The organism is Pseudalgibacter alginicilyticus (assembly GCF_001310225.1).
Taxonomy (GTDB): domain Bacteria; phylum Bacteroidota; class Bacteroidia; order Flavobacteriales; family Flavobacteriaceae; genus Pseudalgibacter; species Pseudalgibacter alginicilyticus.
Genome location: NZ_CP012898.1, coordinates 1,275,860 through 1,294,318 on the forward strand (window position 1 = coordinate 1,275,860; position 18,459 = coordinate 1,294,318).

An 18,459-nucleotide genomic window follows, 5' to 3' on the forward strand; every position below is an offset into this window, starting at 1 on the left:
TTTAGTAGGTATTGTAAATTTCAATTAATGCCTTAACTACTTTTACTTCAGAAAAATTAGATGATACTTTTTCATGTAAATTCTTAGAAACTTGTTGTCTCAAATCTAAATCATTAATATATGTTATTAAAGCTTCAGCTAACACTATATCATTTTGAGGTTCAACTAAAAGTCCTTCTGATTTTTTTGAAATCACTTTATAACAGTCACCAACATTGGTTGCAATGGCTGGCAATTTAGCCAAACCATATTCTAATAAAGCCAAAGGTAAGCCTTCTGATTTTGAAGATAACACCCCTATAGTGCTTTGTTTTAATATATAATTGGTATCCGAACAACTACCGTAAAGAAACACACGCTGTTCTAAATATTGATTAATAATATACTCTTTTATAGTATCTGAATAATCATCATTAAAATCTTGCCCCACTAAATGCAAGGTCCAAGCAGGACACTTTTTGTCAATTTTTTTAAAAGCTTTAAGTAAGTTCATTAAGTCCTTTTGGGGTCTTAAATTTGCCAAGCAAATTATTCGTGCTCCGTTCTCTCCTTTTAATTGTGTTACTGCCTTTCCTGTAATCAAAACAGCATAATTTGGCAAAAAAGTGACTGATTTAGCTAAAAGAACATTTTCTGCCCAAGCTTTTAATTTTTTATTGACCGAAAAAATATGATTAAATAATTTTGAGCACCATTTTAAAACAAATGTTGGTCGTTCATTTAAATACTCACTTTTTCCATAGTGATCATGCCAAATTAAAACCAGTTTAGGATTTAATATTTTAATAATAGTTGCTAAAAAATAGGATGTTGCATGCGCATGAATCACCTGTATGTTATTTTTTTTAATAAACACATTCAGGGTTTTTATGGCTTTAAAATCAACTATTGCTTTTTTATTTAAAAACAAATATTGCACCTCTTTAACAAGACTTTCTTTTAACAAGCCTTCTTCTCTCGTTGCACATAAATAGGATTTTTCAATGTGTGATGTTAAAGAATTAGCATAGTTAACAGCCATACGTTCTGCACCTCCAGCATTTAAAGAATCTATAAGTTGTAAAACCTTCATGAAAATTTAAGCAATTTAACAATTTCATTTTCAAACTTATCCAATGTATATTCTTGCGACCATTTTGAAGCTTTTTTAGATATGGACTCTGCTTTTTTAGCATCTTTTAAAACATCATGTATTTTAACAACAACATCTTCTATATTAGTATTAATTAAAAGCCCTCTTTCTCCAAATCCCAACATAAATGGCACACATGATGTAGATGTAGCAATAGGAATAACTCCAAAAAACATACTTTCTGCTATAGCCTTAGGCCAACCTTCAGATTTTGAAGCTAATATAGAAAAATGGGCTATTTTAAATGATTTTTTAATCGTGTCTTTTGGTTGATTCCCGTGTAAAACAACAATATTGTCAAGACCATTGGCATGGATATAATTCTGTAATTCAGGCTTTAAAACGCCATCACCATACATATCTAAAAAAACACTTTTTCCCTGTTTACGTAAGGCTTCTATAACTTGGATGGCAAATAAAGGTCGCTTCCCCGTTACCAAACTACCAACAAATACAAATTTTAAAGGTCCTAAATAATCTCTAACTACAGGCTTTTCTTTTTCTGAATTTTTATAGGTAGCCGTAAAAAAAGCTTTGATATTTTTAGTTTGATTTTTCCAATCTCCATAAACCAAGACATGCATGTTTTTTGTTAAAAAGGTATTACTTAAAATCCATTTTTGAAGTTTATAACTTAAAGGTTGCTTTGAGTTTGGATCCCAATTTCCTGCATATTTAGCTGTTTTTAGTTTCTTTGGAAATACTATTTGTACTAAACAACCCAACAAACCTATGTTTCCAGGGCAACGCAAATGAATATGGTCAGCGTTTTTACAAGCTTTAAAAATATTAAAAAGTATGATTGGAATTTTAAATAAAGATGAAACAATGTGCTTAATAGAAGTGAATTGAATATAAGGAATGTCTGTCAACACTAAATCATTGTGTTTATAAGCCTTATCAATTTCTGAAATAGCTTCAGAAACCAAAGGAGACACCACCTCAACTTCATCAACATATTTTAACCATACATTCATTTCACGAACATAAGGTGCATAACTAAATACATTAGTTTCCTTTACCTTATGTAAAGCATGCGATATAATTAAAAACCTCATTCTTCTATTTTTGGCGCATTAAAGATAAGTGAAAACCACCCCACAATACGTCCTAAACCTTCTATTAGGGCTTCTTTCTTGTTAGACGTTGTTATCACGTTTAATAACCTTATCATTGTTAACAACATAGCAGTTGTATGCCATTTAAAGTGGGCTTTAAAATTTGGATTTGGATATTTAACACGCCAGACATACCAGCCGTTTCTGAGCACCATTTTCCCATATTTGTATGGATTAGGCCGTCCTGAAGGATGATGAAAATGATATAAAGTTGCTCGTGTTGAAATAACATTTTTTCCAAATTTAAGGGCTCTTAAACTATAATCAGCATCTTCGTATAAACCATAGCCTTCAAAATAATTAGAAAATACTATGTTTTCAAAAACAACTCGTTTAAAACTAAAAGACATCCCAATTAATAAATCTACTTCATAATTTTTTCCTGTTAACGGATAGTTATAAGTTCTCCCATGCGAAAAATCAGGCATAATTCCTGGTTTGCAAGGTGATTGTAATCCACAAATATTTCTAATTTTATTTCGCAAACTTTCCTCAACAATATAGCCATCAAATTCATAATAATTATTCTTATTATAATTCATACAATTGCCTTTCAAAACCCATCTGTTCTCGTTTAAAGCAATACCTCCTACGCCAACCACATTTTTGTCTGTATTAAAAGCATCTAAAACAGCTTCAAAGTATACTGGTTTTAAAACAACATCATCATCTAAAAAACAAACAAACTCTGAATTTATATTAACTAAATCAATCCCCAAATTACGTTGTTTGGTTAAACCTCTATTGGTTTCATCAACCTTATGATATTTTAAATTTCTAAACTGATTTTCTATTAAAACACTTTCAGTTTCTTGGTTTGTTGAGCCATCAATGATTAATATTTCATTTGGATATAACGTTTGTTCTGATACTGATTGCAAAAGATTAAGCAATGGTTTTGGTCTCATGTATGTACAAACTATCAGTGTAAAGTTCATAAACCTTAAAACGTAATTAAATTATTTTTTTGACATCATTATAAAAAAAGCAGTTCTTCAATCTGAAATTATTATCAGTCTAAGCCTCTCGTCTGTCTGAGCTTATTGAATACCACTAAAAAAGACTTCGACAAATTCAGTGTAACAACATTTGACAAACTCAGTATGACATAAACTAACTTAACTTAGTGTTATAAAACATACTATCATTTAGTTCGTTTTCCTAAAGCTACTAACTGTTTAGCGTAAAAAACTGATTTATTAAATTGTAATACCCGCATTGGAAGCTGTAATATTCTAAACGGTATTTCCTGCCATTTTGCTTTTGTAAAATAAAATACAAAATATTTAATTTTATATTCCTCACGTTGTCTTTCATTAAAATGTTTATGTATAAGGTAGATAATTGTGGGACTTGGGTTAGGGACAATCCATTTTACAGGGATATCCAGTTCCCAAGGTTGGGACTTGCGTTTCTTTCCTTTTAAACCTGCTTGTTGTCCCCAAAATCGATACCCCCCAACAGGAGGTTTTAAATGCAAATTTACCGAAAAAGGATTTTGCAAAACCGTTATACCTAATTTAGAAATAGACAGACCAAAGTCGCTATCCTCACCATAACCCCCATCATAGTTAATATCATTTCCAACCAATATATCTACAACTCGTTTTGAAACACAGGAATTGGCATTACTAAACGATTGTGTTGCCCCAACTTTCCAACGGTTTTCTCCCATAGCAGCCAACTTTTCGTTTAAGTCACTTAAATCTTGTTGTTGGTGGTCTGCTCTAACATCCAAACCATTACAAGCTTCAGCATTATACGTTTGTAACAACCTGATATGGTTTTCAACAAACTGTGGTTGAATTCGAATATCATCATCACCAAAAATAATGTAATCTCCTGTACATAAATCAATAGCTTCGTTTCTTGCTCTACAACTTCCCTTGGTAGTTTGCCATTTAAAGATGGTTTGAAATGAATAATTACGTTCATTATATATTAATTCATCTCTTAAATCTTCAGGTGTTGCATCAACCACAATTACTTCAAAAGGTTTATAGGTTTGGTTTTCTAAATCATTTAAAAGGTTTATAGTAAAATCCTGCCGCATCATCGTTGGAATAATGTAACTAACCTTTGGATTTCCTGAAATTGGGTTTAATTTTCGTGGTTTTAAAACTTTTTTATTTGCTTTAAATTGATAATTCTTTTTTGCACGTAAAAAAGCTTTTAGCTCTTTAAAATTCCACATACCACGCCTGAATAGCATATAAATACTATGTGAATACTTAAAATTTTTTTTATAAAACGTATAAACATCATTTATAGACACTGCTATTTTTTCTCCATTTGCTCCAAACAAGCCCTTAACATACAACGGCACAATCCCTTGATAACGCAAAGCATTAAAACCAAATTCTAAGGCAGCTGTTTGTATATTTTCATAATCAGCGTCAAAACCATTAAAATTTTCCCAGACTTGCTTTCTTACTGCAAACGCATTAGGATTAATACGCCAGCTAACAGATTTTTCTAAATCGTCAAAATCAGTAGCATACCAAAAATACACTACCGTTTGATACATAATTTCTGGAAATGCATTTTTAAAACCTTGGTCCAGACTACTGTGCCAAATATCGCCTTCTTCCAATGCTAATTTGTTAAGCAAATTTAGATTTGGATTGCCTGTATATAACAAAACGTCTCCACCTGGTGTGATGTGTTCTTTTAAATCTATCAATGTCTTTTAATTGGTTAAGTTTTTTCTAAACAGAAATATTATATAACACTAAACCTGTCCAATATATATATTAAAAAATCTCCAATAGGTACTGGTTAATTATTTAAAATTTAATTAGTCATCGTTTATGCTGTAATAATATTCTCTCTGATTATATACATTATGCTATATTCATTGGATTAAAGTTTCATAAAATTCTACCGATTGTTTTGCTATTAAATCATGACTAAACTGAACCATAACTTTCTCTCTTGCCGCTTTACCAAACTGTTTTTGCCTTATAGGATCTTTTAACAACTCTAAAATACGCTCAGCATATAGCTTATGGTCCGTTGGATGTACCAAAAAACCATCTACCCCATCATCAATCATTTCATTAGCCCAACCAATATTTGAAGCTACAAAAGCTTTTTCCATTGCCATAGCTTCCAACCAAGACACTGGTAATGCCTCCGCAAATGTTGGAAACACACAAACTGTTGCTTCCTTTATTAAATCTTGAATTTTAGAATAGGCAACAATGCCTAAATAATTTACTTTTTTTATTGCCGAAGTATTAAACATGGGTTGCATCAGTTTCCATGTAGAATCAGATCCTGTTTTTATATCACCACTATCCTTTCCTACCAAAATCAACTCCACTTCTTTATTTAAATCATGTACCAAATTGAATATTTCAGGAAGCTCTAATAGTCCTTTTTTACGAATTAGGGTTCCAAAGTAAAGTAATGTTTGTTTAGTAGACTGCCTTTGCATTGGCATAAATTGAGTAGCATCGATACCATTGGGAATCACCGTGAAACTTCTATTAAGTCCTAACAATTTGTTTGTTAAATTACCCGTAAACGCACTCACGCTAATAACACCATCAGCTTTTTTAAGCGCTCGTCTTTCTAAATACTTATTTTTATATTTTACCTTTCTTTTATCTAAATAACAAAAATATGTATCACTTCCATTTTCACGAATTACTAACGGACATTTAATGTTTACGAATGCTGTAAAACCAGTCCAATCTGGTGCTTCTACAATATCTATTTTCCCAGAATCATATAACGAATCAATTAAGCGTTGCACTTTCTTTTGAGTAAAAATTAATGACAGACCCTTAACTTTAATATTCTTTATTTTATAAAAGTGAATATTATTTTCAATAAAATAGTCGTCTTTATCTTGTCCATAAACTAAAACACTAATGGTATGTCCTAAATTAGATAATGCCTTTGCTAAACTTAAAATACTTGTTCCAATGCCTCCTGAGCTTCCTGTTTTAGGATGAGGATATTCGGGTGTTAGAAAAGCTATTTTCATTTTAATAATTCTATATGTTTTTGTACCATCATTTCAATTGAAAACCTATTTTCAATCAACTTCCTAGTATTTATGGTTATTCCTTTTTCTCCTCTTATTATTGAACTTAATAAAGCTGCTAATACTTTAAAATTTTTTGTTTCAAATATAAACCCATTTTCATTATTAGAAATCACCTCCAAATTGCCCCCAACAGGCGTTGTTATTACAGGTATATTTGCTGATAAACTCTCCAAAACAGATAAGCTAAAACACTCCATGTGAGTTGGCTGAATGAGATAATCATAATTTTGATACAACTCATTTACATTTGATTGACTACCTTTAAAATTTAAATTAGCCTCCAACTTGTAAGCTGAAACTAATTCAGATAATCTATTCTTATAAGGTCCATCACCATACACATCAATCTTTAAATCAGCTTTCAAATCTTCTGAAAGCAAGTTAACTGCTTCAATTAAATCTTGAATTCCTTTTGAAAACCGCAAGTGTGATACTACTAAAAACTTTGGTTTCAATTTACTTCTTTCCGTTGTTTTAGAAATGATAGAATTCATCAACACACCGTTGTATATAGTTTGCGTTTTTGATTTTAGAAAACTTCCAAAATCATTTAAAATAGCATGACTGGTGTAAATTGAAACACCAACAAATAAATCAATATACTTTGAATACAAGATGCCCTTTAGGCGTTTTTTAAACCGTTTCTTTAAAGGATAGCCATTTAACGGTCTCGGATTGTGATCCACTCCAATTATTTTAGCGGTTTGATGTTTTTTAACTTCTGAAAAAAACGACGTACATAACTCCAAAAAATGTGTAACAATATGTGAATACTGAACTTGATTTTTTTTTATGTAACTGATAAAGGTTGTTTCTAAAGTTTTATTTTCCGATGGAAAAATATTGAAAACTTTATAATTACCATGTAAAGCCTTATTAGGAAAAAACCAATCAATTTTTATTTGATTTTCTATACATTTCTCATTAAAAGCCCAAAAAAAATAATCCATTCCACCAACCCTGCTTTCCAGAAGTTCATAGTTACAAATAATGGCAATACGTTTTGGTTTTACATCCATGCTTTTAAACTCTCCACTAATTTTTCACTTGTTTTTATCAAGGATACGCCTACCTGTTGATTAATAAATTTTTTACGATTTTTACTATCTAAATCATTATCTAAATAACTGTGAATGGCTTCCAGTAAATCTACTTTTTTACTAACCACTTTTGTTGCTTTACTATTAATCAAATGTTTAATATGAACATAGCCTAAAAATCGCTGATCGTTATACAAACCATTAATATCATTTCCAAAAACAGGATTTATAACAGGTTTATCAAACAGCATAAAATCTAAACTCATGGTTGAAAGCATATTGATATTCAAATCAGAATACTCTAGCAAACCACGTAATTGTTTTACATCATCCAAGGTAGGAATGCGTTGCGACCACGATTCTTGATGATTGGCACGTACTTGTTTCCATTTTGGAAAGTTCCACCTTATAAATGAATATTTTTCAACTAATAATTTAAATCGAACAGGGTCTTCTGCTGGGGATGTTCTAACCACAAAATTCACAGGTTCTATCGCATTATTTTGAATTGCTTCAGCAATGGTTTCAATATATAATTCATCATTTTTACTGGTTGCAATATCGCCACAACTAAAACAAATGGTTTTTAAATTAGGATTTAAATTAAATTCTGAAATAAAATCTTGTTTCAATATTTTATATGCAGGCATAACATAAGGTACAAATTGTGGCGTACCAACTACTTTTATTTGAGTTTCCGTAATGGAAGAATAAAATTGTAATAAATCTTGTTTCATTAAATGGCTCCATACCAAATAATAATCAAAATTTGAAGCCATCCTTCCTTTTGAGGCCAAATTATCCCAGCTAAAAATAAAAGCTGCTGTTTTTACATGCTGCTTTTGCGCAGCATAGGCTAAAGGTGCAATATACGGTGGACGTTGATGTGTAAAAAACAATAAACTGAAGTGTTCTTTATTTAAAATATTAGCATACTCATTGGTTATTTTATGATTAGCAAATGTCTTATTTTGAAATTTTTGAAATTTTTGAATATAGAACTCTGAATGACATAACGCTGTTAGTTTATAAATAAATCGAGTTGCATAGCCTCTTGTTGTTTTAAGTTTGGAATCATTCGTTTTTAAATTATCTTGAATACCTAAATTTCCTTGTTGGTGTAACTTTAAATGTGCTATTTCCTTAGCTTTTCTAAAGAACCACGTTTTAAAAGTTTCTTCAAAAACATTCAACTCAATTACTCGTATATTAGTATGTGTTTTATAAATCCCTTTTGGTAAACAAGATAAAATAACAACTTCATCAAAAGTCATTTCAGCTTTATTTAAAAAATCACTTAAAATAAAGTTTCTAAAACCTACACCGTCAGTAATAACTAATCCTAATTTTTTCATTACAATTCCCTAAATTGTTTTTGATGATTTGTTTTCCATAATGACTTTAATTGTAGTGTTTTCAAAAACTCTTGAGCACTATTTCCATTTCCAAAATCTGGTTTTTCATTCAAATAAGCTTCTTTTTTAATTTGATTGATACTTTTCAAAATATTAAAAGTACTATAATCAGAATTAATTATAGAATTTGAAAACACTCTATTGTGTTGCCGTGTTCCAATATTAATTGTTGGAATACCATAATAAGGTGCTTCACGTACGCCAGCGCTACTATTTCCTATAATAAATTCGGAATGCTTTAATAAACTCAAAAAATATTCAAACCTAATTGATGGAAAAATTCTAAAATTTGGATGCTCCAAAAGGTTTTGATAAGCATCTAAAATAGCCTGACTTCCCAAATCATTATTAGGATAAACAACCACATAATTTTTATTACTTTGTATTAAAGCTTCAACAAAATTTTCAATATACTGCTTCAATTGATAATGCTCTGTTGTTACCGGATGAAACATAGCAATAGCATAGGTTTCAAATGAAATATCATAATATGATTTTGCAATTTCTAACTCGGGTAAAGCATTGGAAAACATAATATCAACATCGGGAGAACCTATACTAAAAATAGACTCTGGCAATTCACCCATTTGCTCTAATCTTGATTTGGCTTTTTCATTAGCTACAAAATGAATATGACTCATTTTACTGGTAGCATGACGCATCAGTTCATCAATTGTTCCTGAAAGTTCGCCACCTTCAACATGGGCTACCAAAATATTATTTAAACTACCAACAATGGCCCCTGCTAAAGCTTCCACTCTATCACCATGAATAACTATTAAATCTGGTTGTGTGTTTTTTACAAATTCAGAAAATCCTGTAATGGTTTTTGCCAAAGTTAAATCCATACTAGCTTCATGAGTGTCATTTCTAAATGTAGAAATATGTTTAAAACCACAACGTTCTACCTCAATAAGTGTATAGCCGTAAGTTTCCAAAAGATGCATCCCAGTAACAAAAATATAAGCTTCAAACGCTTTATGAGTTTCAAGAATTTGAATGAGTGGTTTCATTTTACCAAAATCGGCACGTGTTCCTGTTAAGAAAGCTATTTTTTTGGGCATACTTTTAATACATGTGAAATATGTCAAATATAAATACTATTAATTTATAAGACTAAATTTGATCTGTTATTATTGTGGACTTAACAAATACGACATACTATATTTGTTCTTTCTATGGATGTTTTTTTATCAGACTGAGCTTGTTACAGTCCTTCTTTGTTACTATTTTATTCAACGCTTCGACAGGCTCAGCGGGACATTGGGTTATTATTTTCACCTCACAAAACAAACATTAGATTACAAACTAATTGATTAGAAACTTATAAAACATTATTATTCAACATCTTCCCAAGTTATTTGCTCATCATTTTTAATATCTCGACTCGCTTTTTTACCTAAAACACTTTCAAAATTTTCAGCTAAAATACCACCTGTTCCTGGACGTTTTACCCAAATATTTTCTAGGGTAAAAACAGCTCCTTTTGATATATTAGAAATACTACAAACGGTTGCAAAAGCAAAATCAATAGTTACTTGTTCTTCTTTTGATGGTTTTTTAGCCCCTCCACGCATGAGAGCTATTTCTTTACTAAAATTAACAAGCTCTTTACAAGCTTCTTCATCCATACTACATATAATATCTGGACCTTGACGTTGCTTATGATCTGTAAAATGACGCTCTAAAATAGATGCTCCTAAAGCTACAGCTCCTAAACACGCATTATTATTTAAGGTATGATCACTCAACCCAAAAACTTTGTTGGGAAATGCTTCATGTAACTCAATCATGGCTCCAAAACGCACCAGATGAACAGGCGTTGGGTATAAATTTGTGGTGTGTAATAATGCCACTGGCACTTTATGTTTATCAAAAATAGCAACAGCTTTTTTAACACTTTCAATGGTATTCATACCCGTACTTAGAATAATAGGCTTACCAAATTGAGCTATATGTTCCAACAATGGATAATTATTACATTCACCTGAACCAATTTTGTATGCGGGAATATCAAAACGCTTTAATCGTTCAGCTGCAGCTCGTGAAAAAGGTGTAGATATAAAAATCATACCTTTACTTTCTACGTAATTTTTTAATGCAAATTCATCGGCTTCATTTAATGAACAACGTTCCATAATATCATAAATAGATACATCGGCATTTCCTGGTATTACTTTTTTTGCAACATGGCTCATTTCATCTGAAACAATATGAGTTTGATGCTTAACAACCTCAACACCTGCTCTATAAGCGGCATCAACCATTTGTTTTGCTACTTCTAAAGAGCCTTCATGGTTAATGCCTATTTCAGCAATAACTATAGGTGGGTAATCTTGACCTATTTTTCTACCTGATATTTCTATAAATGGATGATTCATTATTATCTATTAATTTTCTTTTATATTGTCTGACTAAGCTTACTGAAGTCCATGTTCGTTATTATTTTCTTTTGGCTTCGACAAGCTTAGCGAGACATTAGGTTAACACTTTTCTATACACACGCCTTTACAAAACCACATGATAAAGTTTATAAATTTAGATAGAGTCTACAGAAGCTATATTCAACAAATATTCGGCATACTCAAAATCTTCTTGAGTATCAATATCCACCTTTGAAAATTTATGATTTATTTCAAGTGGAAATGCATTTTCGGTAATTATCTTGTTTTTAAGAATATGAACACTTTGGGTTATATACAGCAACCCATTTTCAAAATATAAAGGCTCCAAATCTTGGCTGCGTTGTCCTATTGAATAATTATATGGTTTAAAAACATTCTTTTCTATAGTGCCAAATTTTTGATAGTTGCGAGAGACAGTAAACAAACTCTCCAATTTTTTTTCCAAAAATAGTTGAAAAGCGTCCTTTAACAAGTTATTAGGTCTCAATGGATTTGTGGGTTGTAATAAAATCACATGTTGAACACCTTCATCATTAATAGTATGTAAAACATGCTTTAGAGCAGTGACTGTAGGCTCTAAATCTCCAGACAAATCATTAGGTCGATCTATTACCAAAGCTCCATTATTTAACGCCACGTTTCTTATAGCTTCATTATCTGTAGACACATAAACAGCATCTATAAAATCATGTTGTTTTGCATAGTTGATGCTATGCACCAACAAAGGTATGCCTCCTAATAATTTGATGTTTTTATTTGGTAATCTCTTTGATTTTCCTCGTGCTGGTATAATGGCTATGGTTTTCAATATTTTTACTTTCTTCCTATTATTTTCTTAATAAATCGCTTAACTTCTTTAACTGAAAATCTATAATAATAAGAAACATTTTCAATAGCCTTTAAGAATTCTCCTTTTACTATGAGTTTGTAATACTTAAGCTCTATCCTTTCTGATTTTGAATTGAATGCTAGCCATCTCTCAGGAAAATAATCTTTATCATTATTTATTGTCCCAAATTTACCTCTAAAATTTTTAATTGGCCTAAGAACCTTACTTTCTTTATTTTCACCTAACCATGCCATCCACCAAGAAAATGTAGAATTACTTATAACAAAATCATGGCATAACGAACCTAAAGCAAGCTGTTCAATAACATTAGATTTCTCAATAAATATGGCATTAGGTAAAAATTGAAAATGTTTTTTACAATATTCAATATCATCGCTTGTAAAAATTAACGTTCGGTTCTGCCAATCGTTAAAATTTCTTGTTATCGCTAAAAAATAATATTTATAATCTAATTGAAAATAATAAGGATTGTTAACAAAATCGCCGCGCCGTACCGATATTAATATATATTTTTTTGAAAGTGCTTTTTTATACTTAATTTTTACTTGATTAATAATCTCTGGCCGAAATTTAAAACACATTTTAACAGCATCTACATTAAAATATTTTTCAGACTGAAACCATCCATTCAAATCATAATTACCTTCTTTCAATTCAATATTTGAAAAATGATAAGTGTTTTCTTTTATCAAATGATACTTTAACTTCTCGTCATATAAAGGAAAATCATAAATAAAATATTTTGCATATTCCCATCTAGGAAAAGCAAACCCATGAGCATTTTTAATTGCAATCCCAATGGTTGAAGCTATTTGAAATAAATGATTTCCAAAATTACCTTTTTTACCTAATCTTGAAAAAACTAACATGATTACTTGAATTTATTTTGTCTTACTTTGTTTGATAATTCATCATTATCTCCCTTAAAAATAAAAATCATGTTATGATAAAAATGCATGGAAACAATATGCTTGTCATAATACGTTTTCTGGTAATTTTCTAAAATAAATTCTTCATTATTTAATGAATGTATAAGCGGTTTAAAGAAACCGTATATAGTATTCTTGTTATCAAAATTGGTTGAATCTCCACCATAATCTTTCCAATACGACGTTTGAGTATCTTCAATAACATAAACGCCTCCTTTTTTTAATTTAGGAAAAAGATATTTGAAACTTTCAATAACATGACTGTTAATATGGCTGCCATCATCAATTATAATATCCAAGTCTCCAATTTCTTTAGTTATTGTATCTAAAAACTCAAAATCTACCTGACTGCCTTTGAAAATTTTAATTCGTTTTTCTTCAAGAAACGATTTATCATAAATATCTAAGGAAAATATTTTAGAAAACGGAAAATATGATTTCCACATTCTTAATGAATTACCTCCAATATAAGGGTCTTCATAACCGCCAACTCCTATTTCTAAAATGTTATTCTTTTTGAATTTATAATTTTTTAAATGATTTTGATAATGAGGGGTGTAATAATGGTATCCGTATTTATCTGTTTTATGAATTGTTGCAATTTTTGAAAGATTGAATGGAAAAAAAAATGCCTTAAAATATCTTAATTTATATTTAATCTTAAGTTTTCTTTGATATGAAATTCTTTTTTTTAGGATACTTAACATACTGTTTTTATTTCTTATTTAAATAATTCCAATACACCATAGCATCAGGAATCATTTGATATTTTTTATATTCTAAGTTGGTTAATGACTTCCTATTATAAATTAGCCTAGGTAGATTAAACAGTACATTAAAAACGGCCCCCAATATTGCCAACAAGGCTCTAAAATCACCTTTAAAAACTTTTAATTTTAATTGCATCCAAAATGTATAAGTTAATTTACTTGGTATTTCTTTCATTGGATAAAACAGAATGTATAAATACCAACCTGACCTCAATGAACGCCTTAATCTTGTTATATAATCTTTTTGATTTTTCCTTGCCTTAACATCTACCCGATGATGCACTAAAATATCTGGAACAAACCACACTTCCCAACTATTTTTAAATAACTGAAATCCTGCAAAATCTTCTTCTCCGTAAAAAGTAAACCAATCCGGATAATTAGGTATACTTCTCCATGCAGCCATTCGCCATACATGTCCACATCCTACAAATCCTTTTAAGCGTTTATTACTTAATGAATGACTCAAATTATTAGGTAATAATTGTCCCCAAAAAATCCTAAAAGCTATTACGGCACATTTTTCATTCAGCTCAAATACGTTTTCTATAATTTCTAAAGTGTTTTGTGATACTATATGAGCATCATCATCTAAAGTAATGGCATATTTTGCTTGTGTTAAATTGAGTAATCTGTTCCGACTATAAATAAGCCCTTTACTTTTTTGATTTTTTATTAATTGAATGGACTTGTAATTTGTTTCTATAAAATTAGAAGTACCATCAGTGGACCCATCATCACAAATAATAAACTCTATAGCCTCATTTGTTATAAAATCTGTCAGTTGATTTAATGTATCTTTTAAATCATTAAGTCTATTTTTTGTGGTTATTAGAATGGAAAAATCTGTTTTTTTCATATTCTTAGTATCTACTAACCATATCTTTCGGTAATCCTTTTAATTTTAAAAAAATCCTATTAAGAAACCCTATAGAGAATAACTTAACAAATAATCTATTCTGTAAGAAATAAACAATTCTATTCGTACTCTTATTTGTTTTATAATTTGAACCAACGGAATTTTGATCACTTTCTATCGAATTCTTAATATACATCCAATCTTCAACAGTATTTCCCATATGATATGCAAAATTATCCTGTGTTGTTAATCGCCAATAGCCTTTTTTTAATGAAGCACTATCTAAATACTCTAAACTTTTTCCTCCTAATTTAAAACCTACATATGTAATTACCTCATCAAAAATATCTTTTTTATAAGTAGCCACAAAATGTCCAGAACCAACTAATACACTTAAGTCAGGGTTAATTTCGATCCCTAAAGTGTATTTTAAATAATCTTGATTATAATCGTTTTTCCACCCAATACTTTTATAAAACATTTTTAGAGCCTTTGGATTCACTACTGGTAAAAATTTCAACTTTTTATTAAATACATTATCAAATAAAACATTACCACAATTAGCTTCATACATTTTAAACTGAGGTACAAGACCTACAACACCTGCATTGGGAACTTTCTTGAATATCTTGCAAGTTTCTTGTTGCCAATTAGGCAAAAACAAAACATCAGCGTCAGATATGGTAACCAATTCTATATCATTACCTACCAAACCTTTTAAAATAGCGTTCAGCTTACCTATATTTTCTGTATGAATGAGTTCATGAATTTCTTTTGTATTGAATAACAACTCTAAATATTCTTTAACAATTAAGCAACTTCCATTATTCACAATGGTTATGAAAGTTTTATTGTGCGTGGTATTTAATAAAGATTCCACACATAGTTTTAATACCCTAAGACTATCTTTAAAATAATTCTCTTGGTTTGGAATGTAAACAGGAATTATAATCTGGTGAAGGTATTCAGACTTTACTAAGTGCTTATCTTTATTTGGATTTAAACCTATACGCATACAATCTACTTCCTTGAATTTACTTTTAAATTTGTTGTTATTCCAATTTTTGAATAAAAAGATTTTTTTGGCAAAAATTCAATACCAAAAAAATCAAACATAGTTCTATAAACTTCGGTCACATTCAAACTATTTGTATCTATTTCAAAACATTTTACGTTTGGGTATTTTTTTATAAATTTCTTTGCTTGTAAATCTGTTTCTTGAACATACCATTTTAAATAATCTTTTTCCTTTTCAATAAAATATTTTGGCTTTCTGAATTTAAATAAAAACTTATTGTATTTACTCTTAAGAAACCTATTGAAAAAAAACAAAATTCTATATTCTAATTTAAATTTCAGAGACACTTTAGTTTCTGGGCTTTTCATTAATGGATTAAACATCCACATTTTCCCATTATAATTTAAGGGCGTGGTACCTATTCTAAAAAAACTATTAACGACAGCTTTTACATCCCTTTTTAAATAAATAACTGCTATTTCTGAGTGTGGAAACTTATTTACAATTTCCCATGCAAAACCTTTTATAAAAGAATGATTTGTTTCAAAATAAACCTCACCTTTCTTAACTGATTGATGTATAATTTCTATTTTTTTATCTAATAATTTTAAAAGAGCACTTTTGTCTCCCTTTAAATAGTCTACCATCGGTTTTCCATTCATTATAGGGTCTGGTTCATGAAAAGCCTTAACATTACTACAATTATTTAAAATATTCGCTAAATAATGTGATCCTGACCTACCTGTATTTATACAGAACACATATTTTATCATGAAAGTATATTCTTTAATGTTTTTTTGAAAACGTTGTCACTAAAATAATCACCAAAAGGATAAACAGGCGCATTTGAAATCAATCGATCATCAATAAGGGTTTGCAATTTAACTTTTAAGTCTGCAATATCATTCATATCTGCAATAAATTTATTATCTGTAATAATAGTACGCAGCTCACTTTTTTCTGGAGACACACAAAGTACTGGTTTATTATTAGCCGCCAGAAAGGCTGCTTTTCCAACTAAAATATTACAATAATAAGGGCCGTTTTCTAAAATTACTACAATATCACTTTCATAAATCTGCTCATTGGATGAATTTGAAAAATTAAGTGTTTCTAAAATTTGAATATTTGCTACTTCTTTAAATCGTTCTTTTAAATCGTCTACCCCCTCACCTTTAGCACGTATTACAAATTCAGTTTGCTCATTGTAAACGGAATTTTCATTTATCAAACTTTCGTAAGCCAACAATAAATTTTCTAAATTTCTACCATACATTAAAGCTCCATGATAAGAAATACTAATTTTACTTGATTTCTTTCTTACTTGGCTTGTATCAGATAAATCAAATACTGAAGCATCAAATTGATGGGGCAACGTATGAAACTTTTTTTTAGAGGCAAACAAATGCTGTAAATCGTGCGACATATACTTTGCTGTAGTAGCACATAACTTAGATTGTTCCACAACCTCCATAACCCGCTTTAAACGAAATAGGTCTAAATTAGAAGGTGTTTTGTTGGCCCCAACATACCATGCCAATGGATAAGGGTCATGAAAAATTAATGTAGCATGCTTTAAAATAGGTAAATTGTAAGTGGCTAAAATGGTTTCATGTTCCGTACCAGAACTTGTTATTAAGATATGATCATAAATCTCATAATCAATGGAAGCTATAAATTTAGCATATTGCTTATAAATATAACGTTCGTTTAAAGAAACATGAAACAATCTCCAATAAAACCAATTAATAAAAGTGACATAAAATGGTCTTTTTCTACTTACAATATGCTTAGTCAAATTATCAACAGGTAATATATCCAAATCATCGTCTGTATCCCTATGAATGATATAAGAAACATCAATAACAGCTTCCGGATAAGCTTTACACAATTTGGCCAACAAAGACCTCATCACTATTCCTGCGCTTGTACCACTTACCCTTAAATCTTGGGCTATTACTAAAAATTTCATGTAATGCTTTTTTTAACCTTTACAAATAACGACAAAAACCGTGAAAACTGAAGAAACTGAATGTACAAACAAAACAGTTTTAACCATCGTTTTGGTGTTTTTTTATTATTACACTGTACTTTTTCAAGCCTATCAAACAATGTGTTAACTAACTCTTTAGAATACTGTTTTCCATAATGCTCAAGTAAATAAACATAGAATTTAAACCAAGCTTCGTTTTTTTCAATGGAATCTGTTTGACCGGTAATATTTATATCACTTAACCTGAAGTACATGAATGCTTCATTAATGGTAAAAATATTTTTATTTTCTGAAAACTCAACCACAGCAAGCGTATCGCTAGACCATGCTAGTGGGAAGTTTTTAAATTTAATCGTATCTACTTTTTCTTTTTTAAAAACATATTCACTTAACGAACTTCTGGTACCCCCTTTAAATTTTCGTGTTAAAAAATCAATAGCCGTTTCAAGCTTAGGATGTTCATATTTTTTAGAAATTGGGTCGCCCTTAGCATTAACTACCACTGTAGCATACCTAATAACATTAACTTTAAATTGATTTATTTCATCTAAATGATGATAAAAAGCTTCTACAAAATTATTGCTAATAGTATCGTCATCTCCAAGAATCATAACCCATTCTGTATCGTTTACCATTTCCAAACAACGTTCCCATTGATTAACAAGAGATATGCCCCCTAAATTGGAATCAAATCTTTTATAATGATAAGGAAAGGCTTCTTTGTATTTTTTAAGTAAATCCCTTGGATTTTCAGGACTCGCATCATCACCAATATAAACAGTAAATTGCTTATTGGTTTGGTTTGCTAAAGACTGTAAGGTAGCTTCAAAAAAAGTAAGTTTATAATAAGGGATAATTATAGCTAACATGAAT

General features: G+C 30.0%; 17 protein-coding genes. All 17 read right to left on the reverse strand.

The window, feature by feature from the left end; all coding sequences use genetic code 11:
- Position 1: 1 nt before the first annotated feature.
- The gene (locus APS56_RS05240; RefSeq protein ID WP_054725598.1) at positions 2–1,072 is read right to left on the reverse strand and encodes a glycosyltransferase; all 1,071 of its coding nucleotides are present in this window, start codon (positions 1,070–1,072) and stop codon (positions 2–4) included.
- Positions 1,069–2,190 carry a glycosyltransferase gene (locus tag APS56_RS05245; protein WP_054725601.1) on the reverse strand — a complete coding sequence of 374 codons (1,122 nt, stop codon included), beginning with the start codon at positions 2,188–2,190 and terminating at the stop codon, positions 1,069–1,071. The genes APS56_RS05240 and APS56_RS05245 overlap by 4 nt, the downstream gene beginning before the upstream one ends.
- A complete protein-coding gene (locus APS56_RS05250) occupies positions 2,187–3,188 on the reverse strand; it encodes a glycosyltransferase family 2 protein (protein ID WP_054725604.1) in 1,002 nt (333 codons plus the stop codon). Before APS56_RS05250 ends, APS56_RS05245 begins: the two co-directional genes overlap by 4 nt.
- 206 nt (positions 3,189–3,394) lie before the next feature.
- On the reverse strand, positions 3,395–4,933 hold the full coding sequence (locus tag APS56_RS05255; RefSeq protein WP_236778465.1) for a glycosyltransferase family 2 protein: 1,539 nt from the start codon (positions 4,931–4,933) through the stop codon (positions 3,395–3,397).
- 171 nt (positions 4,934–5,104) lie between these two features.
- Entirely contained in the window at positions 5,105–6,244 is a 1,140-nt protein-coding gene (locus APS56_RS05260; RefSeq protein ID WP_054725607.1) for a glycosyltransferase family 4 protein, read from the reverse strand.
- Complete coding sequence (locus APS56_RS05265; protein ID WP_054725609.1) at positions 6,241–7,326, reverse strand: glycosyltransferase family 4 protein; 1,086 nt, start codon at positions 7,324–7,326, stop codon at positions 6,241–6,243. The genes APS56_RS05260 and APS56_RS05265 overlap by 4 nt, the downstream gene beginning before the upstream one ends.
- A complete protein-coding gene (locus tag APS56_RS05270; protein WP_054725611.1) occupies positions 7,317–8,702 on the reverse strand; it encodes a hypothetical protein in 1,386 nt (461 codons plus the stop codon). Before APS56_RS05270 ends, APS56_RS05265 begins: the two co-directional genes overlap by 10 nt.
- Positions 8,702–9,826 (reverse strand): UDP-N-acetylglucosamine 2-epimerase, encoded by a 1,125-nt coding sequence (gene neuC, locus APS56_RS05275; protein ID WP_054725614.1) that lies wholly within the window; start codon positions 9,824–9,826, stop codon positions 8,702–8,704. Before neuC ends, APS56_RS05270 begins: the two co-directional genes overlap by 1 nt.
- Before the next feature lie 273 nt (positions 9,827–10,099).
- A complete protein-coding gene (gene neuB / locus APS56_RS05280; RefSeq protein ID WP_054725618.1) occupies positions 10,100–11,143 on the reverse strand; it encodes an N-acetylneuraminate synthase in 1,044 nt (347 codons plus the stop codon).
- Between the two features lie 157 nt (positions 11,144–11,300).
- Positions 11,301–11,975: an acylneuraminate cytidylyltransferase family protein gene (locus tag APS56_RS05285; protein ID WP_054725620.1), complete on the reverse strand. Its 675-nt coding sequence runs from the start codon at positions 11,973–11,975 to the stop codon at positions 11,301–11,303.
- A 5-nt stretch (positions 11,976–11,980) separates the two neighbouring features.
- Positions 11,981–12,886, reverse strand: a complete 906-nt coding sequence (locus tag APS56_RS05290; RefSeq protein ID WP_054725623.1) for an alpha-1,2-fucosyltransferase — start codon at positions 12,884–12,886, stop codon at positions 11,981–11,983.
- Between the two features lie 2 nt (positions 12,887–12,888).
- Entirely contained in the window at positions 12,889–13,653 is a 765-nt protein-coding gene (locus APS56_RS05295) for a methyltransferase (protein ID WP_054725627.1), read from the reverse strand.
- Between the two features lie 7 nt (positions 13,654–13,660).
- Positions 13,661–14,575 carry a glycosyltransferase family 2 protein gene (locus APS56_RS05300; protein ID WP_054725630.1) on the reverse strand — a complete coding sequence of 305 codons (915 nt, stop codon included), beginning with the start codon at positions 14,573–14,575 and terminating at the stop codon, positions 13,661–13,663.
- Between the two features lie 4 nt (positions 14,576–14,579).
- On the reverse strand, positions 14,580–15,590 hold the full coding sequence (locus tag APS56_RS05305; RefSeq protein WP_054725633.1) for a glycosyltransferase family A protein: 1,011 nt from the start codon (positions 15,588–15,590) through the stop codon (positions 14,580–14,582).
- A gap of 5 nt (positions 15,591–15,595) precedes the next feature.
- Positions 15,596–16,366 carry a hypothetical protein gene (locus APS56_RS05310; protein ID WP_054725636.1) on the reverse strand — a complete coding sequence of 257 codons (771 nt, stop codon included), beginning with the start codon at positions 16,364–16,366 and terminating at the stop codon, positions 15,596–15,598.
- The gene (locus APS56_RS05315) at positions 16,363–17,565 is read right to left on the reverse strand and encodes a glycosyltransferase family protein (RefSeq protein ID WP_054725638.1); all 1,203 of its coding nucleotides are present in this window, start codon (positions 17,563–17,565) and stop codon (positions 16,363–16,365) included. Before APS56_RS05315 ends, APS56_RS05310 begins: the two co-directional genes overlap by 4 nt.
- Positions 17,562–18,455, reverse strand: a complete 894-nt coding sequence (locus tag APS56_RS05320) for a glycosyltransferase (protein WP_054725641.1) — start codon at positions 18,453–18,455, stop codon at positions 17,562–17,564. The genes APS56_RS05315 and APS56_RS05320 overlap by 4 nt, the downstream gene beginning before the upstream one ends.
- Positions 18,456–18,459: the final 4 nt, after the last annotated feature.